Origin of the sequence: Massilia sp. ZL223 (assembly GCF_018119395.1) — a bacterium.
Taxonomy (GTDB): domain Bacteria; phylum Pseudomonadota; class Gammaproteobacteria; order Burkholderiales; family Burkholderiaceae_D; genus Telluria.
Window position 1 is genome coordinate 288227 of the sequence record NZ_JAGPWD010000001.1, and the last position, 18283, is coordinate 306509.

The following is an 18283-nucleotide window of genomic DNA, read 5'->3' on the forward strand; positions in this document are numbered from 1 at the left end:
GGAATAGTAAAGAATTACTTTACCTCGTACAAATAAAGATTAGCTTTATTTTGTAGGAGAAGTCCTCGACAATGCCTTGTCAAAGCTGAATTTTTAAGCAGATTATCAAGGTGATCTAGATGACCGAAATGCTTGAAGTAAAGATTTGGAGAGGCAGGGAGAACGGCGAGTTCGTCACCTACGAGGTGCCCCGCCTCGAGAGCCAGACCGTGCTGGACGTGGTGACCCATATCCAGCGCCACATCGATCCCGGGCTCAGCTACCGCTACGCCTGCCGGGTCGGAATGTGCGGGTCCTGCGCCATGACCGTCAACGGCAAGGCGCGCTGGACCTGCCGCACCCACGTGGCCAAGGTCGCCACGCACGGCAAGCTGGAGCTGGCGCCGCTGTCCAACCTGCCCGTGGTGAAGGACCTGGTCACCGACATGACCGAGTTCTTCGACAAGTGGGCGGGCGCCAAGGGCCGCTTCAAGGGCGAACGCACGCGGCACGAGGATTTCGCACTGGTCCAGCCGGACTCGAAGGAAAGGCGCGCGGCCGACGCCGGGATCGAATGCATCGGCTGCTCGATCTGCTATTCCTCCTGCGACGTGGTGAGCTGGCGTCCCGAGTTCCTCGGCCCCGCCGCCCTGAACCGGGCCTGGACCCTGGTCAACGACGTGCGCGACGTGGAGCGCGACGCGCGCCTGCTCGCGGTGTCCGGGGACGCCGGCTGCCATGCCTGCCACACCCAGGGCTCGTGCACCGAGCGCTGTCCCAAGCAGCTGGCGCCGACCGCGGCGATCTCCGGCCTCAAGCGCCTGTCGATCATGGCCCTGCGGAGGGACAAATGAGCGCGGTCCTCACCGAAATCCGGCTCTGGTACTGGCAGCGCCTCAGCGCCATGGTGCTGGCCTTCTGCGTCCTGGTCCACCTGGCCATGATCATCTACGCGGTGCGCGGCGGCCTGTCCGGCGCCGAGATCCTGGCGCGCACCCACGGCAGCGTGGGCTTCGGCCTGTTCTACACCGTCTTCGTGCTGGCCTGCGCCGTGCACGTGCCGATCGGCCTGGCGCGCATCCTGCGCGAGGCCCTGCACTGGCGCGAGCCCGCGATCCGCCTGGCCGCCGGCCTGTTCGCGCTGCTCCTGCTGGTGCTGGGGCTGCGCTCCGTCTATGGAGTGGTTCTGTCATGAAACGCCGCAACGACTACCGCGCCCGCAACCACCCGGCCTACTGGGCCTTCATGGTCAACCGCGTCGCCGGCCTCGCGCTGGCCCTGTTCCTCCCGGTGCACTTCTGGGCGCTGGGCCAGGCGATCGGCGGCGAGGCCCAGCTGGAAGGCTTCCTGCGCTTCACCGACCAGCCGCTGTTCAAGTTCGCCGAATGGGGCCTGGTGCTGCTGCTGGCCGCCCACACGGCCGGGGGCGTGCGCCTGATGCTGATCGAGTTCGGCGCCTGGAGCGGCCTGCGCAAGAACCTGATCGCCGCCAGCGCCGGTTTCGCCGCCATGACCAGCATGGCCTTCGCCCTCGCGCTGGTCTTCTGACCAGCCCCGCCAGCCCGAACCGAAAGGACAACAAGCATGAAAATCGATCTGCAGGCAGTCGAGGAAGCTGCCAAGGAACTCTACATCCGCGCCCTCAAGATGCTGCCGCCGGACATAAAGGGCGGCTTCGCCCGCCTCACCGAGACCGAGACCCGGCCGCGCGCCCAGGGCATCCTGGCCACCATGGTGCAGAACATCCAGGTGGCCGAGGCCAACGAGAACCTGCTGTGCCAGGACACCGGCGTCCCCATCTACAACGTCACGATCGGCCGCGGCGTCGAGGTCGACGGCCATGCGCTGAAGGCGGCGATCCGCAAGGGCTGCGAGCGGGCCACCCGCGAGCATCCGCTGCGCTCCTCGGTGGTGCACCCGATCACCCGCAAGAACGAGCACACTTCCTGCGGCGCCGAGGTGCCGGTGATCCACATCGACTTCAGCGACAAGCCGGGGGAACTCGACATCCTGATGGTCCCGAAAGGCAGCGGCTCGGAAAACAACTCCTTCCTGAAAATGGCGATTCCGGCGGAAGGCATCGCCGCCGTCAAGGCCTTCGTCATCGATTCGGTGGTGAATGCCGGCGGCAAGACCTGCCCGCCGACCGTGGTCGGCGTCGGCATCGGCGGCACCTCGGACCTGTGCGTGGCGCTGGCCAAGCGCGCCGCCATCCGCCCGCTGGGCAGCCGCTGCGAGGATCCGGAAGGAGCCAGGCTGGAAGAAGAGCTGACGGCCGCGGTCAACCGCCTCGGCGTCGGCCCGCAGGGACTGGGCGGCGATTCCACCGCCTTCGCCGTGCACATCGAGCTGGCGGCCACCCACATCACCATGAACCCGGTCGCCGTCAACATGCAATGCCATTCGGCGCGCCGGGCGCGCGCGCGCTTCACGCCCGACGGACTCACCTACGGATACTGACCATGGCCCATTACCAACTCACCATGCCGGTGACCGAAGAGCAGGTCCGGCAGCTGCGCGTCAACGATACCGTCACCCTGGAGTCGACCCTGTTCGGCATCCGCGACGCCACCCAGATCCACATGCTCGACCGCGGCCGCAGCACCCGCTTCGACCTGGACGGCCACGCGGTGATCCATACCGCGCCGAACGTGCGCAAGGTCGAGCGCAGCGAAGCCTTCCCGGCCGGCTACCAGCCGGTCTGCATCGGCACCACCACCTCCGACCGCATGGAACGCTTCACCCGCCCGCTGATGGAACGCTTCGGCGTGCGCTTCATCGTCGGCAAGGGCGGCATGCGCGAAGGCTCGCTCGAGGCTTTCCGCGACCTGGGCGGCGCCTACCTGGCGATCGTCGGCGGCACCGCGGCCCTCGAGACCACCTGGATCGAACAGATCGAGGACGTCGACCTCGACGACCTGAACCCGGAATCGCTGTGGAAGTTCCGGATCCGCCATTTCGGCCCGCTGCTGGTGGCGATGGACAGCCACGGCGGCAGCCTGTACACCGAAGTCAGGGCCGACGTCGACGCACGCCGCGCCGAGGTCCTGGCCAGCCTGGGAGTCGTGTAATGAAACCGATCAAGCGCATCCATACGGACATCCTGATCCTGGGCTCGGGCGGCGCCGGCCTGTTCGCGGCCCTGCACGCCCACCAGGCCAACCCGGGCCTGTCGATCACGGTCGCGGTCAAGGGCTTGCTGGGCAAGTGCGGCTGCACCCGCATGGTCCAGGGCGGCTACAACGTGGCGCTGGCCGAGGGCGACTCGGTCGAGCGCCACTTCATGGACACCATCGAAGGCAGCAAGTGGCTGGCCAACCAGGAACTGGCCTGGACCCTGGTGACCAAGGCGGTGGAGCGCATCCGCGAGCTCGAAAACGAACTGGGCTGCTTCTTCGACCGCAATCCGGACGGCACCGTGCACCAGAAGGCCTTCGCCGGCCAGACCTTCGACCGCACCGTGCACAAGGGCGACCTGACCGGCATCGAAATCATCAACCGGCTGGCCGAGCAGGTGTGGGCGCGCGGCATCGGGCGGCTGGAGGAGCACCGCGCGGTGGAACTGGTCAAGACCGCGGACGGCGCGGCGCTGGCCGGGGTCCTGATGATCGACATGCGCAGCGGCGAATTCGTGTTCGTGCAGGCCAAGGCGGTGCTGCTGGCCACCGGCGGCGGACCGACCATGTACAAGTTCCACACGCCCTCCGGCGACAAGAGCTGCGACGGCCTGGCGATGGCCCTGCGCGCCGGCCTGCCGCTGCGCGACATGGAGATGGTGCAGTTCCACCCGACCGGGCTGCTGGCCGGCACCCACACCCGCATGACCGGCACCGTGCTCGAGGAGGGCCTGCGCGGCGCCGGCGGCTGGCTGGTCAACGGCGAGGGCGAGCGCTTCATGAGCAACTACGATCCGCGCGGCGAGCGCGCCACCCGCGACATCGTCTCGCGCGGGATCTATTCCGAGATGCGGGCCGGCCGCACCACGCCCAACGGCGGGGTCTACATCCAGATGTCGCACCTGGGCGTCGACAAGGTGCGCAAGCAGTTCAAGGGCATGGTCGAACGCTGCGGCGACTGCGGCTTCGACCTGGCCGGCGGCAAGGTCGAGGTGGTCCCGACCGCCCACTACATGATGGGCGGCGTGGTGTTCCGTCCCGACTGCACGACCCACCTGCACGGCCTGTTCGCCGCGGGCGAGGACACCGGCGGCGTGCATGGCGCCAACCGCCTGGGCGGCAACGGCGTGGCCAACTCCACCGTCTTCGGCGGCATCGCCGGCGAGAGCATGGCCGCATGGACCGCGCGCAACCCGGACTGGCGCGCGCCGGATGAAGACGCCATCGCGCGCAGCATCGCCGCCCACGAAGCGCCGTTCGGCCAGGCCGCCGGCAGCCTGGAGGCGATCCGCGAGGCGCTGTACGAATGCATGTGGAGCGACGTCGGCATCCTGCGCAGCGCCGCGGGCCTGCGGCGCGCCCAGGCGCGCCTGGCGGAGCTGGAGGCCCAGCTGCTGCGCACGGGGATCGCGGACGGCGAGCGCGCCTACGCCCTCAGCTGGCACGACTGGATGAACCTGCGCAACCTGATCGCCGTGAGCCAGGTGATCGCCGCCGCCGCGCTGCTGCGCCAGGATTCGCGCGGCGCTCACTTCCGCGAGGACTTCCCCCTGCCCGGCGAACTGCAGCAATCGAGCTTCACGGTGGCGCGCGCCGATGGCGATGCGCTGGTGCTGGACCGCGAGCCGGTGCGCTTCGAGCGCGTGCGTCCGGGCGAGACCATCCTGGAGGAAGAACAGGCGCCGGCGACCGCCTGAATTGGATCCCCGTGGAAACAGACATAAAAAGATTAAAAAAATGTCCAACTCATTCAGGTCATCTAGTTGAATTGCATGGAAAGTTGGGCTAGTATGAACTCTCGAATTTGCATCAAGAGGCACACAGACAAAGCATTTCGCCGGGGCAGCAACAACAACCACTGCCAAAGCAGGGACCCCACCCACTCTTGGAGGAGACATCCATGCGTTTCAGATCCATCCTGCCGTACGCCGCAAGCGCCGTCCTGCTGACCACCTCGCTGGCCAGCCATGCCGAAGTCACCGAACTGAAGGTCGCAGAGCAGTATGGCATCAGCTACCTGCCGCTGATGATCATGGAAGAACAGAAGCTGGTCGAGAAGCACGCGGCCGCGGCCGGCATCCCCAACCTCAAGGTCTCGTGGGCCAAGTTCGCGGGCGGTAACGTCATGAACGACGCGCTGCTGTCCGACAGCCTGCACTTCGCGGCCGGCGGCGTGGCGCCCCTGGTGACCCTGTGGGCCAAGACCCGCACCAACTACGGCGTCAAGGCGGTGGCGGCGCTGAACTCGATGCCGCTCTACCTGAACACGCGCAACCCGAACGTCAAGTCGATCAAGGATTTCACCGACAAGGACAAGATCGCCCTGCCGGCGGTGAAGGTCTCGATCCAGGCGGTGACCTTGCAGATGGCGGCCGAGCAGGCCTTCGGCCCCGGCAAGCAGAACCAGCTGGACAAGTTCACCGTGTCGATGAGCCACCCCGACGGCCAGGCGGCCCTGCTGTCGCCCAACAGCGAAGTCACCGCGCACTTCAGCTCGCCGCCCTTCCAGTACCAGCAGCTCGAACAGCCTGGCGTGCGCAAGGTGCTCGACTCCTACCAGGTGCTGGGCGGCCCGGGCACCTTCAACCTGGTGTGGGCGACCTCGAAATTCCGCGAAGACAATCCCAAGGTCTACGCCGCCTTCGTCAAGGCGCTCGACGAGGCGGTGGCGATGATCAACAAGGACAAGAAGTGGGCGGCCGAGAGCTACCTGCGGATCTCGAAGGACAAGGACAGCGTCGACGACATCCTCAAGATGCTCAACGATCCGAACGTGGCCTACACCACGACCCCGCAGAATGTCGGCAAGTACGTGGACTTCATGCACAAGATCGGATCGATCAAGGTCAAGCCCGCCACGTGGAAGGACATGTTCTTCCCCAATGTGCACCACCTCCCGGGCAGCTGACATTCGCCTGGCATCAGGACCACGCGCTTTTCCCTGCATGAGCAAAGGAAGGAAGTCATGGACATGATTCAGAAACTGCAACCTGCCCCGTTACTCGACGTGCGCGACGTGACGCTGCAATACAAGACCAAGGCCCACCTGGTGACCGCGACCTACCGCGTGAACTTCCAGGTGTTCAAGTCGGACCGCTACGTGCTGCTCGGGCCTTCCGGCTGCGGCAAGAGCACCCTGCTGAAGGCGATCGGCGGCTACCTCAACCCCACCGAAGGCGAGATCCGGCTGAAGGACAAGCTGGTGTGCCGTCCCGGCCCTGACCGCATGATGGTGTTCCAGGAATTCGACCAGCTGCTGCCCTGGAAGACGGTCAAGGAGAACGTGATGTTCCCCCTGCTCTCTTCCGGCAAGCTGAAGGGGAAGGCGGCGGAAGACAAGGCCATGCAGTACATCGAGAAGGTGAAGCTGGCCAAGTTCGCCGACCACCACCCGCACATGCTGTCGGGCGGGATGAAGCAGCGGGTGGCGATCGCGCGCGGCATGGCGATGGAGCCGGACGTGCTGCTGATGGACGAACCCTATGCGGCGCTCGACGCCCTCACCCGCCGCAAGATGCAGGACGAACTGCTGCAGCTGTGGGACGAGACCCATTTCACGGTGCTGTTCGTGACCCACTCGATCCCGGAAGCGATCAAGTGCGGCAGCCGCATCCTGCTGCTGTCGCCGCACCCCGGCCAGGTCAAGGCCGAACTGGCGAGCGTGCCGCGCGACGAGACCGACCCGCGGGCGGCCAAGGAGCTCGAAAACCAGATCCACCAGATGTTGTTCGCAGATGAAGTCGAAGACAAGGAGGTGCAGCATGTCTAAGGATGCCGTTCTCTGGCCCCGCCCGTCCTTCCAGCGCGAAACGCTCGATTCGGCGGCGTTCGGCGTCGTGGAAAAGCCGCTCTCGGCCTTCGAGAAGCTGTACAACTACAGCGTCGTGCGCAAGACCGCGATCCTGGTCTTCCTGATGGTGGTGTGGGAAGTCGGCGCCCGCATGCTCGGCAACGAGCTGCTGTTCCCGACCTTCGTCGCCACCGTCGAAGCCTTCTTCAGGGGCATCGCCAGCGGTGAGCTGATCCTCAAGGTGTGGGCCTCGCTCAAGGTGCTCCTGATCGGCTACTGGGCCGGCATCGCGCTGGCGGCGGTGCTGACCGCGATCGGGATCGCCTCCAAGATCGGCACCGACTTCCTCGAAACCCTGACCTCGATGTTCAACCCGCTGCCGGCGATCGCGCTGCTGCCGATCGCGCTGATCTGGTTCGGCCTGGGCAACGGCAGCCTGGTGTTCGTGCTGGTCCACTCGGTGCTGTGGGCGGTGGCGCTGAATACCCACTCGGGCTTCCTGGCGGTGTCCAACACCATGCGCATGGTCGGCCGCAACTACGGCCTGGGCGGCTTCACCTACGTGACCAGGATCCTGATCCCGGCCGCCTTCCCCAGCATCCTGACCGGTCTCAAGATCGGCTGGGCCTTCGCCTGGCGCACCCTGATCGCCTCCGAGCTGGTGTTCGGCGTGAGCTCCGGTTCGGGCGGCCTGGGCTGGTTCATCTACGAGAACAAGAACATGCTCGAGATCCCGAACGTGTTCGCCGGCCTGCTGACCGTGATCCTGATCGGCCTGGTGGTGGAGAACCTGGTGTTCCGCACCATCGAGAACAACACCGTGCGCAAGTGGGGCATGCAGAACTGAAGCCAGGGAGACCGAGATGAAGATTGTGATCTGCGAATTCATGGACGAGAGCGCGGTCGACGCCCTGCGCCAGCGCTTCGAGGTGCGCTACGACCCCGCGCTGGTCGACCGGCGCGCCGAGCTGGAACGGCTGCTGGCGGACGCCGAGGCGCTGGTGGTGCGCAACCGCACCCAGGTCGATGGCGGACTGCTCGACGCCGCGCCGCGGCTGCGGGTGGTCGGCCGCCTCGGGGTAGGACTGGACAACATCGACGTGGCGGCCTGCGAGGCGCGCGGCGTGGCCGTGATCCCGGCCACCGGGGCCAACGCCCTGGCGGTGGCGGAGTACGTGGTCGCCTGCGGCATGATGCTGCTGCGCGGCGCCTACCTGTCGAGCGACGCGGTGGCGTCCGGCGCCTGGCCGCGCACCAGGCTGTCCGAGGGCCGGGAAACCGGCGGCAAGACGCTCGGCCTGGTCGGCTTCGGGGGCATCGGCCGCCTGACGGCGCGTCTGGCCAAGGGGCTCGGGATGCAGGTCGTCGCCTACGACCCGATCCTGCCCAGGGATGCGCCGGTGTGGGAAGAAACCGGCGTCAAGCGCCTCGACCTGGACATGCTGCTGGCCCAGTCCGATGTCGTCAGCCTGCATGTCCCGCTCACCGACGCCACCCGCGGCCTGATGAACATGACGCGGATCGCCGCCATGAAGCCGGGCGCGGTCCTGATCAACACCGCGCGCGGCGGCATCGTGGACGAGATGGCGCTCGCCGAGGCGCTGCGCCAGGGCCGCCTGGCAGGCGCCGCGCTCGACGTGTTCGGTCAGGAACCGCTGCCCGCCGGCTCGGCGCTGGCGAACGTGCCCAACCTGGTCCTGACGCCGCACATCGGCGGCGTCACGCGCGAATCGAACGAGCGCGTGAGCGCGCTGATCGCCGAGAAGGTCGCCGACCGCCTGCTGGAACTCGACGCCATGGAGCAGGCATGACGGCCCTCTCGATGGCAGAACTGGCAGCGTTGGCCACCGATGCGCTGGTGCGCGCCGGCGCCGGTCCCGAGATGGCGGCCGCCACGGCGCGTGCGCTGGTGGCGGCGGAAGCGCAGGGGCTGGCCTCGCATGGCCTGTCGCGCGTGGCGCAGTATGCGGGCCACCTGCGCTGCGGCCGCGTGAACGGCGAAGCGCGGCCGCGCATGCGGCAGCACAAAGCGGCGGCGCTGCTGGTCGACGCCCAGGAAGGCCTGGCCTTCCCCGCCTGCGCACTGGCGGTGCGCGAGGCGATCCGCAGCGCGGGCGAAGCCGGCGCAGCCTTCGCCGGCGTCACCAACAGCCACCATTTCGGCGCCGCCGCCTATCACCTCGAACCGGTGGCCGAGGCCGGGATGGTCGGCCTTGCGTTCGGCAACTCGCCGGCGGCCATGCCGGCCTGGGGCGGCAAGCGCGCGCTGTTCGGCACCAACCCGATCGCCGCCGTCTTCCCGCGCCGCGCCGGGCCGCCGCTGGTCATCGACCTGTCGCTGTCGGAAGTCGCACGCGGCAAGCTGATGGTGGCGGCCAAGCAGGGCAAGCCGATCCCGGAAGGGTGGGCGCTCGACAAGGACGGCAACCCGACCACCGACCCGCAGGCCGGACTGGAAGGCATGATGCTGCCGGCGGGCGGCGTCAAGGGCGCGATGCTGGCGCTGGTGGTCGAGCTGCTGTGCTGCGCGCTGACCGGCGCGGCCTATGGCTTCGAGGCCGATTCCTTCTTCACCGACGAAGGCAACCGGCCGCGCATCGGCCAGGCCTTCCTGGTGATCGATCCGGGCGCGCTGGCGGGCGCCGGCGTGTTCGACGAGCGCATCGAGACCCTGGTGTCCGCCATGCTGGCGGACGCCGACGTGCGCCTGCCGGGCCAGCGGCGCCATGCCCTTGCACTGGCCGCCGAGAAGGAAGGCATCGAGATCGCGCCGGCACTGCTCGGGCAGCTGCAGGCCCTGGCCGGCGCCTGAACCGGGAGGAGCGATGGCCTTCGGCGCCGACACGATCGCGCTGCTGGCGCTCACCATCCTCCTCGCGTACACCGTCTTCGGCCTGACCGGCTTCGGCTCCGCGATCACGGCGATGCCGCTGCTGGTCCAGCTGATCCCGCTGCGCATGGCGGTGCCGCTGATGCTGGTCTTCGACCTGGCGGCGGGCCTGCTGATGGGCCTCAAGAACCGGCGCGTGGTCAACCGCAAGGAGCTGCTGCGCCTGGTGCCCTTCATGCTGGCCGGGATGGCCATCGGCCTGTTCGCCCTCGTCAATGCGCCCGAGCGCCTGCTGCTGCTGACGCTCGGCATCTTCATCCTCGCCTACTGCGCCTGGAGCCTGGTGCTGCAGCCAGGCATCCGGCCGATCGGCAGCCGCTGGGCGATGCCGCTCGGGATCGCCGGCGGCATCTTCACCGCGCTGTTCGGCACCGGCGGGCCGATCTACACGATCTACCTGGCGCGCCGCCTGGACGACAAGCTGATCCTGCGCGCGACGATCAGCACCCTCATCTTCATCAGCGGCCTGTCGCGGCTGGCGATGTTCTCCACCGCCGGGCTGTACCGGCAGGAGTCGCTGCTGGTGCTGGCGGCCTTCCTGCTGCCTTGCGCGCTCGCCGGGCTCTACCTGGGAAACCACCTGCACAGCCGCCTGCCGGCCGCACGGGTTGTGCAGGCGATCTGGGGGGTGCTGATCCTGGGTGGGGTGAGCCTAGTGGTTCGCAATCTCTGAAGCCCAGCGGTGCGTTGCGAGCGGCCAAGGTGTATCTGACTAAGGGCGCCTACCAAACCCGTTCCTTGCCCTGATGGCAACAAGCTCTTACACTAAGTCATACCGACGGTCTGCTATCGGCCAGAAGCAGTCATTCTGAATCGCCACGAGTTTCCTAGACACTCGCGAGCCGCTTGAAATACTGCTTTTCATACTCGACCGGCGACAAGTCATTGCTGAAGCTGTGCCGGCGCTTCGGATTGTAAAACATCTCGATGTAATCGAAGACATCCTGCTTTGCTTCATTCCGGGTACCGCAGGTTTTGCGTCGGATCCGTTCCCTTTTTAAGAGCTGGAAGAAGCTTTCGGCCACGGCGTTATCGTGGCAGTTCCCACGTCGACTCATGCTTTGCTGCAGATTGTGCTGGTCCAGGAAGTCGCGCCAGTCGTAGCTGCTGAACTGACTGCCCTGATCGGAATGCACCATTACCGTATTCTTGGGCTGACGCCGCCAGACCGCCATCAAGAGCGCATTCATCGCCAGCTCGCGATCGATGCGTGAACTCATCGACCAGCCAACCACCTGACGCGAAAACAGGTCCAGTACAACGGCCAGATAAAGCCAGCCTTCGTAAGTGCGAATGTACGTAATATCGGTCACCCAAACGCGGTTGGGTTCCTGCACGTCGAACTGGCGCTGCAGATGATTAGGCGCTACCAGCGAAGGGGCACCGCCACGTTTATATTTCCGCTTGGCGTAGCCGGTTTGCGAACGAATTCCGGCCGATCTCATAAGACGGTGGACGCGATTGATACCGCATTGTTCACCGAGCTCGCGCAGATCGTCGCTGACCTTGCGATAGCCGTACACGCTGCCGCTTTCCAGCCACGATTCCTTGATCGGCACGAGTAGGCGCTTGTCTTCTCTGGCTCGCTTGCTTTCAGGGTTCAGGCGCCAAGCATAGAAGCCGCTCGGATGCACCTCGAGCACTTTGCACAGCCGGCGTACCGGGAACTGGTCCTGTAACTGAGCAATTAAGGTGTACCTTACCCGGACGTCTTGGCAAAGTACACCGCGGCCTTTTTCAAGATGTCACGCTCCTCGGTGACGCGCTTGAGCTCGGCCCTCAGGCGCCGCATCTCGTCGGACTGGCTATCGGCAACCTTGCGCTCCGCCTCGGGTACGCTATAGCGCTTCGTCCAGGCGTACAGGCTGTGGATGCTTATCCCGAGCCGTGCTGCCACTTCGCCCGCCGCGTGACCGCCCTGCGCCACTTGCTTGACAGCTGCAATCTTGAATTCCTCTGTGTACCGCTTCCCGCTCATACTTTCTCCTTGTGCCCGACATTATGGCTCAGGAGTGTCTACGATAGTCGTGGCGATTCATTCACCACATCTGTTTGTCAAGCGAGTATGTAATGTCATCCATCAAAATCTACGATGTGGTCAGAATCAAAGAACTGCGTAAGCCAGTCGATTTTCAGCCCGACGGTACTAGCGTTCGCGCCAAGCGTTGGCGATGTGGCAGCAGTTATCGAGGTGTACAGTAACCCTCCAGGCTATGAGCTTGAGTGCAGAGGAAAAGACGGAATTACCATTTGGCTTTGGTCATTCGCGCCTGAAGATGTCCAGCTTGAAGTAGTGGCCTGACTAGCGGTCTCGCCGCTGTTCCAATGTCTGCAATGGGTCGGTTGCGGTCCTTCGCTGGTAGACTGCCTCGGCCAGAAGCGGACCTCCCCCGATCATTAAGAGCGACCTGTTACTGAAAACGACCTGCGATGGAAAAACTGACCCTATCCGGTCTTGCGGCCGAGTTTCGCTCAATGGCTGAGCACTTGGATGTGGAGCCGTACTACAAGGCATTCCATACCTTCCCGCAGCATGATGGAGCGCCCCATGTTGAGATGAGATCCGGAAAGTTTGAGTTCGTGGTAACTGAACGTGGCTCGGAACTCGAAAGGATATCGGGGCTCGATAATGATGAGGTCCTGTATATGCTTTTTGAGGGGATCACCTCTATCATGGCCACCTCGTATGAACTACGCAATCGAAAGCCGACTGGTGATGGCAGGGCCGTGTGGTTCCCATATCAAGAGAACTTAATGGCAGGATTAAGACCATCTTGGGGAGTACGACTGAGAGCAGAGCACGAACAAATCTTGCAGAAGTCCCCGCTCCGGCAATGACACTGGCCTTTGGCCGGGGAGCAAAAAGGCCTGCTGCACCTTGTGAGAGCGAGTAGCAAAGCCACTACGGAGCACAGGAACCCAAGGGTCCGCTTCGGGTCGATAGCGGACGTACGCAGGCTCATTCAGAGCATTAGCATGGCGTCCGTGTTTGCAGACGGACTGATGCCCAAGCACTTCTTCCCCAACACCTTTGGCCGCTCATAGCCGCCCAGCTTCCGGCCCACCGCCGAGAACAGCGCCGGTGCAAAAAAACTCCCGGCGAAACCCCACCGGGAGAGCACAAGGAAAACCAGTTCAGCCGCAGCCTGCTACACCAGCTTCGCCGCCGCCGGCAGCGGGACCAGACCCGCATCGCCCACGTCCGCCACATCGTCGGCCGGGTGCTCGCCGTCGAGCACGCGGCGCGCCTGCTCCAGGTCCATCTCGCCTTCCCAGCGCGCCACGACGATCGCCGCCACCGCATTGCCGATCAGGTTGGTGATGGCCCGGATCTCGTTCATCAGGCGGTCGATGCCGATCACCAGCGCGATGCCGGCCACCGGAATCAGCGACATCGACGACAGGGTCGCCGCGAGCGCCACCAGCGCCGCGCCCGCCACGCCGGCGCCGCCTTTCGAGGTCACCAGCAGGATCGCCAGCAGGCCGAGCTGCTGCCACAGGTTCAGGTCGATGTTCAGGGCCTGGGCGATGAACAGCGAGGTCATGGTCAGGTAGATCGCGGCGCCGTCCAGGTTGAACGAGTAGCCGGTCGGGATCACCATGCCCACCACCGAGCGCGCGATGCCGAGCTTCTCCAGCTTGGTCATCATCTGCGGCAGCACCGATTCGGTGCTGGCCGTGCCCAGCACGATGAAGATCTCTTCCTTCAGGTAGCGCACCAGCTTCCACAGCGAGACCCCGGCGGCGCGCGCGATCGAGCCCAGCACGACGACGATGAAGATGAGGGTGGTCGCGTAGTAGCAGGCGATCAAGAGCGCCAGCTGCTGCAGGGTGCCGATGCCGAACTTGCCGACCGTGAAAGCCATGGCGCCGAAGGCGCCGAGCGGGGCGAGCTTCATCACCAGGCCGACGATACCGAGCAGCACCTTGCCGAATTCGTCGATGACGACGCGCGCCTTCTCGCCGCGCTGGCCCAGGATCGACAGGCTGACGCCGAACAGGATCGAGAACAGCAGCACCTGCAGCAGGTTACCCTTGGCGAAGGCATCCACCACCGAGGACGGGATGATCGCCGCCAGGAACTGGCCGGTCGACTGGGGCTGCGCCTTCTGGGCGATCTGGGCCACCGCGCCCTGGTCGAGCGAGGCGATGTCGGCGTTGATCCCGGCGCCGGGCTGCATGACGTTCGCGATCACCATGCCGATGATCAGGGCGAGCGTCGTGATGACTTCGAAATACAGCAGCGCCTTGCCGCCCACGCTGCCTACCTTCTTGAGGCTCTCCATGCCCGCGATCCCGCACACGACGGTACAGAAGATGACCGGCGTGATGACCATCTTGATGCTGTTGATGAAGGCATCCCCGAGCGGTTTGAGATCGGTGGCGATGGCCGGATAGTAATGCCCCACCGCGATGCCGGCGACGAGCGCCACGATGACCTGGAAATACAGACTGCGAAAAAGCGAGCTCCTCATTTAACTCCTCCTAGACCGCTGCATTGATTGTCCTCGTGCGGCGTAGGCCATCTGTCGATCCGCTCTGCGGCGGGCACTGGGAATAAAGCCGGACTGCGGAATTACAGCCCGGTGAACCCTGTCCGTCTTGTTGTGCGCGGCTCAGCTGGACACGCCTTGATGCTAGCGTGGCCCCCTATCACTGTCAAACACATCATCTACATGACTTTTTGAAGAAAAAAAGAAAATCCCGCGTGTCAAATCAGGGAAGTCACGCCCAGGTTGATCGCATAGCCGCCCACCACCAGGAACAGGAACAGCACGCTGGCCAGCAGGATCGGCTTCAGCCCCGCCTGGCGGATTGCGGAGGCCTGGGTACGCAAGCCGAGCGCTCCCATCGCCATCGCCAGCAGGACGGTATCGACCTGCACGATCCAGTGCACCAGCGCCGGCGGCAGCACGCCCAGCGAATTGACGCCGCTGGCGACGATGAACAGCAGCGCGAACCAGGGGATCGTGATGCGGCCCTTGGCCGCGCCCGTCTCCGCTCCCTCTTCGGCGCCGAGGCGGCTGCTCAGGATCACCAGGAAGGGAGCGAGCATCATCACGCGCAGCATCTTCTCGATCACGGCAGCCGAGGCGGCCTGCTCGCCGACCGCCTTGCCGGCCACCACCACCTGCGCCACCTCATGGATGGTGGAACCGGCATACAGGCCGTAGCCCAGCTCGGTCAGCTGCAGGTAGGGGTACATCAGCGGGTACAGGAACATGCCGATGGTGCCGAACACGACCACGGTGGCCACCGCCACCGAGACCTTGTGGGCGTGGGCGCGCACCACGGGCTCGGTCGCCATCACCGCGGCCGCCCCGCAGATCGCGCTGCCGGCGCCGATCAGCATGGCGGTCTGCTTGTCCAGGCCGAACATGCGGGTGCCGAGCTGCACCGCGAGGGTGAAGGTGATGGCGATGACCAGGATATCGATCACCACGCCCGCCCAGCCGATCTCGCCGATCTGCTGGAAGGTGATGCGGAAGCCGTACAGGATGATGCCGAGGCGCAGCAGGCGCGCCTTGCTGAAGTCGACCCCGCTGGCGCAGTGCGGCGCGATCCGCCCGAACACGGTATTGCCGGCGACGATGCCGATCAGGATGGCCACGGTCAGCGCGCTGATGCCCATCTCCTGGACGGCCGGCAGGCCGGCGCTCCACATCGCCAGGGCGGCGATGGCGCCCGCGACAGCCAAGCCGGCGGCGAACTGGCGCGGTGTACCGGGTGTCGTGCTCATTTTTATTCCCCTGTTGAATGTTTTAGCCAAGGGTAGCGCCGTGCGCTAATAAGTAAAAACGAGTTATATTTATATAATTAATCAATTAAATTGATATAGAGACGGGAGCGAGCATGCTGCGGACAAGCCTGCGACAGATCGAGGTGTTCGTCGCCACGGCCCAGAAAGGGAACGTGACCCAGGCGGCGGCGCTGGTCGGCATCACGCAATCGGCCGCCAGCATGGCCCTGGCCGAGTTCGAGAACCAGCTGGCGACGCGCCTGTTCGACCGTATCGGCAAGCGCCTGGCGCTCAACGAGGACGGGCGCGCGCTATATCCGAAAGCGGTCGAGATGGTCGAGCGGGCGCGCGAGATGGAGGGCCTGTTCCGCCAGCCCGGGGGCGCGGTGGACCTGCGGCTGGGCGCCAGTTCCACCATCGGCAATTACCTGCTGCCCCAGATCCTCGGGTCCTTTCGCGCCAACCGGCCCGGCTGCCGCATCGAACTCGAAGTCGGCAATACGCAACAGGTGATCAACGCGATCCTGCATTTCGAGATCGATGTCGGCTTTGTCGAAGGCCCCTGCCTGCATCCGGACATCGAGGCGGGCTTCTGGCGCCCGGACGAGCTGGCGATCTGCGCGGCGCCCGGCCACCCGATCGCCCAGCCGGGCGGCGCCGGCATCGAGGTCTTGCGGGCGGCCGACTGGATCCTGCGCGAGCGCGGTTCCGGCACCCGCGAGGTGGTGGATCAGATGCTGATGAGCCAGCTGGGCGGGATCCGGGTCATGATGGAGCTGGGCGGCACCGAAGCGATCAAGCGCGCCGTCGAGAGCGGCATGGGGATTTCGTGCCTGCCGAAGATCGCCCTGGTGGGCGCGGTCGAGCGCGGCAACCTGGTGAGCATTCCGACGCCTTATCTGCAGCTCACCCGCGCCTTCCACATCCTGGTGCACAAGGATAAATACCGTACCGGCGGCATGAGCAGCCTGATCCGGCTGTGCCAGTCCATGGCGGCGCAAAATTCAACCATGTGATCTGTATGTATTTTACGGCGCCGGAAGGCGGGATGCGCTATGATACGCGCACTCGGACCCTTTCTGTCGCCCACATATGGAACAAATTTTTCGATCGGATGTCGCCTTGGGCCTCCCGCTGTATCGCGAGGTCAAGCACAAGCTCCTGGAGTCGCTGCGCGGCGGCGAATGGAAGCCGGGGGAGATCATCCCGGCCGAAAAGCGCCTGTGCGAGCGCTTCGGCGTCAGCGTCGGCACGCTGCGCAAGGCCGTCGACGAGCTGACCGCCGAGAATATCCTGATCCGGCACCAGGGACGCGGCACCTTTGTCGCCTCGCACAGCCAGGACCGCTACATGTTCGGCTTCTTCCACGTCTTCGCCCAGGATGGCCGCAAGGAATATCCAAAGGTGGAATTCATCAGCCTGACGAAAGACAAGGCCGACGCCGACAGCGCCGCCCGGCTCGGCGTCAAGAAAGGGGCAAAGCTGATCCGCATCGTGAACCGGCTCAGCCTGGGCGGGCGGGCCGTGATCATCGACGACATCTTGTTGCCGGAGCACTTCTTTGCCGGCATGAGCGAAGCCCAGGTCCGCGAGCGCCGCACCACGCTCTACCAGTTATACCAGGACAGCTTCGGCGTCGGCGTGCTGCGCACCGAGGAGCGCCTGCGCGCCTGCGGCGCCAATGCGCAGATGGCGCAGCTGCTCGGCGTCGCCGAAGGCACGCCGCTGCTGCACGTCATCCGCCGCGCGCTCAGCTTCCGCGACGAAGTGGTGGAACTGCGCCACTCCTACGTCCTGACCGACCAGCACGAGTATTTCGCGGGCGACGACAGCCAGGGCCACGGCTGAGCTGGCGCCTGGGCGCCCGCTCAGTGAATGATCCGGTCCAGGAAGTCGCGCGCCCGGTCCGAGCGCGGCGCAGCGAAGAAGGCTTCCTTGGGGCTGTCCTCGACGATCCGCCCCTGGTCCATGAAGACGATGCGGTCGGCCACCTTGCGCGCGAAGCCCATCTCGTGGGTCACGACCATCATCGTCATGCCCTCCTGCGCCAGCCCCACCATGACGTCGAGCACCTCGCCCACCATTTCCGGGTCCAGCGCGGAAGTCGGCTCGTCGAAGAGCATCGCTTTCGGGTCCATGGCCAGGGCCCGGGCGATCGCCACCCGCTGCTGCTGGCCGCCCGATAGCTGGTTCGGATACTTGTCCTGGTGCGCCAGCAGGCCCACCCGGTCGAGATAGGCCAGGCCGCGCTCGGTAGCCTCCGCCTTGCTGCGGCCGAGCACCTTGATCTGGGCAAGTGTCAGATTCTCGCGTACCGACAGGTGCGGGAACAGCTCGAAATTCTGGAACACCATGCCGATGTGGGCGCGCAGCCGGCGCAGGTCGGTCTTCGGGTCGCCCACCGGGATGCCGTCCACCCGCACGCTGCCCTGCTGGAAGGGCTCCAGGCCGTTGACGGTCTTGATCAGGGTCGACTTGCCCGAGCCGGACGGGCCGCATACGACGACCACGTCGCCGCGCGCCACCTGCGTCGTGCAGTCGCGCAGCACCTGGAACTCGCCATACCACTTGCTGACGTTCTCGATGTCGATCATTTGTACTCCATTTTCTCTTCCGTTGCGTGCTTGTTGCACGTGCAGTAAGCATGCTTGACAGCATTATCAGCGCCTAGGATACTGCCAAACTTGCCATAACCATCAGACGAACTGGCCGTTTCGCTCCTCGGAAAGCCAGGTATTTTGCCCGATTCACCCGCCTGCGACAGCGCC

At 65.2% G+C, this 18283-nt stretch carries 19 protein-coding genes; 15 read left to right on the forward strand and 4 right to left on the reverse strand.

The annotated features are described in order from the left end of the window. Positions 1-119 precede the first annotated feature (119 nt). The 12 genes from KBW95_RS01275 (at position 120) to KBW95_RS01330 (ending at position 10448) form a co-directional block, all read left to right on the forward strand. Positions 120-833: a succinate dehydrogenase/fumarate reductase iron-sulfur subunit gene (locus tag KBW95_RS01275; RefSeq protein ID WP_211525930.1), complete on the forward strand. Its 714-nt coding sequence runs from the start codon at positions 120-122 to the stop codon at positions 831-833. Then, the gene (locus KBW95_RS01280; protein WP_211527309.1) at positions 830-1174 is read left to right on the forward strand and encodes a succinate dehydrogenase; all 345 of its coding nucleotides are present in this window, start codon (positions 830-832) and stop codon (positions 1172-1174) included. The genes KBW95_RS01275 and KBW95_RS01280 overlap by 4 nt, the downstream gene beginning before the upstream one ends. Further along, complete coding sequence (gene sdhC, locus KBW95_RS01285) at positions 1171-1527, forward strand: succinate dehydrogenase, cytochrome b556 subunit (protein WP_211525928.1); 357 nt, start codon at positions 1171-1173, stop codon at positions 1525-1527. The genes KBW95_RS01280 and sdhC overlap by 4 nt, the downstream gene beginning before the upstream one ends. Before the next feature lie 36 nt (positions 1528-1563). Further along, positions 1564-2439, forward strand: a complete 876-nt coding sequence (locus tag KBW95_RS01290) for a fumarate hydratase (RefSeq protein WP_211527310.1) — start codon at positions 1564-1566, stop codon at positions 2437-2439. Positions 2440-2441: 2 nt separating this feature from the next. Further along, positions 2442-3050 (forward strand): fumarate hydratase C-terminal domain-containing protein, encoded by a 609-nt coding sequence (locus KBW95_RS01295; RefSeq protein WP_211527311.1) that lies wholly within the window; start codon positions 2442-2444, stop codon positions 3048-3050. Then, on the forward strand, positions 3050-4792 hold the full coding sequence (locus KBW95_RS01300; RefSeq protein WP_211527312.1) for an L-aspartate oxidase: 1743 nt from the start codon (positions 3050-3052) through the stop codon (positions 4790-4792). Before KBW95_RS01295 ends, KBW95_RS01300 begins: the two co-directional genes overlap by 1 nt. 203 nt (positions 4793-4995) lie before the next feature. After that, entirely contained in the window at positions 4996-6003 is a 1008-nt protein-coding gene (locus KBW95_RS01305) for an ABC transporter substrate-binding protein (protein WP_211525924.1), read from the forward strand. 57 nt (positions 6004-6060) lie between these two features. Then, complete coding sequence (locus KBW95_RS01310) at positions 6061-6864, forward strand: ABC transporter ATP-binding protein (protein ID WP_211525923.1); 804 nt, start codon at positions 6061-6063, stop codon at positions 6862-6864. Further along, entirely contained in the window at positions 6857-7732 is an 876-nt protein-coding gene (locus KBW95_RS01315) for an ABC transporter permease (RefSeq protein WP_211525922.1), read from the forward strand. Before KBW95_RS01310 ends, KBW95_RS01315 begins: the two co-directional genes overlap by 8 nt. Positions 7733-7748: 16 nt before the next feature. Further along, the gene (locus KBW95_RS01320) at positions 7749-8696 is read left to right on the forward strand and encodes a hydroxyacid dehydrogenase (RefSeq protein ID WP_211525921.1); all 948 of its coding nucleotides are present in this window, start codon (positions 7749-7751) and stop codon (positions 8694-8696) included. After that, the gene (locus tag KBW95_RS01325) at positions 8693-9697 is read left to right on the forward strand and encodes an Ldh family oxidoreductase (RefSeq protein ID WP_211527313.1); all 1005 of its coding nucleotides are present in this window, start codon (positions 8693-8695) and stop codon (positions 9695-9697) included. The genes KBW95_RS01320 and KBW95_RS01325 overlap by 4 nt, the downstream gene beginning before the upstream one ends. Before the next feature lie 13 nt (positions 9698-9710). Continuing rightward, positions 9711-10448 (forward strand): sulfite exporter TauE/SafE family protein, encoded by a 738-nt coding sequence (locus KBW95_RS01330; protein ID WP_211527314.1) that lies wholly within the window; start codon positions 9711-9713, stop codon positions 10446-10448. A gap of 154 nt (positions 10449-10602) precedes the next feature. Here KBW95_RS01330 and KBW95_RS01335 read toward each other — a convergent pair. Next, positions 10603-11753 (reverse strand): IS3 family transposase gene (locus tag KBW95_RS01335; protein WP_211527315.1). Its coding sequence is split into 2 segments (ribosomal slippage): positions 10603-11513 and positions 11513-11753, totalling 1152 coding nucleotides; the frame shifts between segments, so codons are not numbered across the junction. A gap of 452 nt (positions 11754-12205) precedes the next feature. On the opposite strand from KBW95_RS01335, the gene KBW95_RS01340 reads away from it, so the two are divergent. Continuing rightward, a complete protein-coding gene (locus tag KBW95_RS01340) occupies positions 12206-12613 on the forward strand; it encodes an Imm63 family immunity protein (protein WP_211525918.1) in 408 nt (135 codons plus the stop codon). Between the two features lie 311 nt (positions 12614-12924). Here the strand turns inward: KBW95_RS01340 and dctA are convergent, their stop codons facing one another. Together dctA and KBW95_RS01350 are read right to left on the reverse strand one after the other, a co-directional pair. Continuing rightward, positions 12925-14250, reverse strand: coding sequence for a C4-dicarboxylate transporter DctA (dctA, locus tag KBW95_RS01345; RefSeq protein WP_211527316.1), 1326 nt, complete (start codon positions 14248-14250; stop codon positions 12925-12927). A 236-nt stretch (positions 14251-14486) separates the two neighbouring features. Next, complete coding sequence (locus KBW95_RS01350) at positions 14487-15515, reverse strand: YeiH family protein (protein ID WP_211525916.1); 1029 nt, start codon at positions 15513-15515, stop codon at positions 14487-14489. Positions 15516-15628: 113 nt separating this feature from the next. On the opposite strand from KBW95_RS01350, the gene KBW95_RS01355 reads away from it, so the two are divergent. Together KBW95_RS01355 and KBW95_RS01360 are read left to right on the forward strand one after the other, a co-directional pair. Continuing rightward, positions 15629-16531, forward strand: coding sequence for a LysR family transcriptional regulator (locus KBW95_RS01355; protein WP_211527317.1), 903 nt, complete (start codon positions 15629-15631; stop codon positions 16529-16531). A 106-nt stretch (positions 16532-16637) separates the two neighbouring features. Further along, complete coding sequence (locus KBW95_RS01360; protein WP_373888736.1) at positions 16638-17363, forward strand: GntR family transcriptional regulator; 726 nt, start codon at positions 16638-16640, stop codon at positions 17361-17363. Positions 17364-17383: 20 nt separating this feature from the next. Here the strand turns inward: KBW95_RS01360 and KBW95_RS01365 are convergent, their stop codons facing one another. After that, positions 17384-18109, reverse strand: coding sequence for an amino acid ABC transporter ATP-binding protein (locus KBW95_RS01365; protein WP_211525913.1), 726 nt, complete (start codon positions 18107-18109; stop codon positions 17384-17386). Between the last annotated feature and the right edge of the window lie 174 nt (positions 18110-18283).

Bases quoted from the DNA above. Each gene is read 5' to 3' on its own strand.
- KBW95_RS01295 (WP_211527311.1), top strand. From the start codon at position 2,442: ATGGCCCATTACCAACTCACCATGCCGGTGACCGAAGAGCAGGTCCGG.
- dctA (WP_211527316.1), bottom strand. From the start codon at position 14,250: ATGAGGAGCTCGCTTTTTCGCAGTCTGTATTTCCAGGTCATCGTGGCG.
- KBW95_RS01305 (WP_211525924.1), top strand. From the start codon at position 4,996: ATGCGTTTCAGATCCATCCTGCCGTACGCCGCAAGCGCCGTCCTGCTG.
- KBW95_RS01325 (WP_211527313.1), top strand. From the start codon at position 8,693: ATGACGGCCCTCTCGATGGCAGAACTGGCAGCGTTGGCCACCGATGCG.
- KBW95_RS01330 (WP_211527314.1), top strand. From the start codon at position 9,711: ATGGCCTTCGGCGCCGACACGATCGCGCTGCTGGCGCTCACCATCCTC.
- KBW95_RS01315 (WP_211525922.1), top strand. From the start codon at position 6,857: ATGTCTAAGGATGCCGTTCTCTGGCCCCGCCCGTCCTTCCAGCGCGAA.
- KBW95_RS01320 (WP_211525921.1), top strand. From the start codon at position 7,749: ATGAAGATTGTGATCTGCGAATTCATGGACGAGAGCGCGGTCGACGCC.
- KBW95_RS01275 (WP_211525930.1), top strand. From the start codon at position 120: ATGACCGAAATGCTTGAAGTAAAGATTTGGAGAGGCAGGGAGAACGGC.
- KBW95_RS01340 (WP_211525918.1), top strand. From the start codon at position 12,206: ATGGAAAAACTGACCCTATCCGGTCTTGCGGCCGAGTTTCGCTCAATG.
- KBW95_RS01350 (WP_211525916.1), bottom strand. From the start codon at position 15,515: ATGAGCACGACACCCGGTACACCGCGCCAGTTCGCCGCCGGCTTGGCT.
- KBW95_RS01365 (WP_211525913.1), bottom strand. From the start codon at position 18,109: ATGATCGACATCGAGAACGTCAGCAAGTGGTATGGCGAGTTCCAGGTG.
- KBW95_RS01300 (WP_211527312.1), top strand. From the start codon at position 3,050: ATGAAACCGATCAAGCGCATCCATACGGACATCCTGATCCTGGGCTCG.
- KBW95_RS01355 (WP_211527317.1), top strand. From the start codon at position 15,629: ATGCTGCGGACAAGCCTGCGACAGATCGAGGTGTTCGTCGCCACGGCC.
- KBW95_RS01290 (WP_211527310.1), top strand. From the start codon at position 1,564: ATGAAAATCGATCTGCAGGCAGTCGAGGAAGCTGCCAAGGAACTCTAC.
- KBW95_RS01310 (WP_211525923.1), top strand. From the start codon at position 6,061: ATGGACATGATTCAGAAACTGCAACCTGCCCCGTTACTCGACGTGCGC.
- KBW95_RS01280 (WP_211527309.1), top strand. From the start codon at position 830: ATGAGCGCGGTCCTCACCGAAATCCGGCTCTGGTACTGGCAGCGCCTC.
- sdhC (WP_211525928.1), top strand. From the start codon at position 1,171: ATGAAACGCCGCAACGACTACCGCGCCCGCAACCACCCGGCCTACTGG.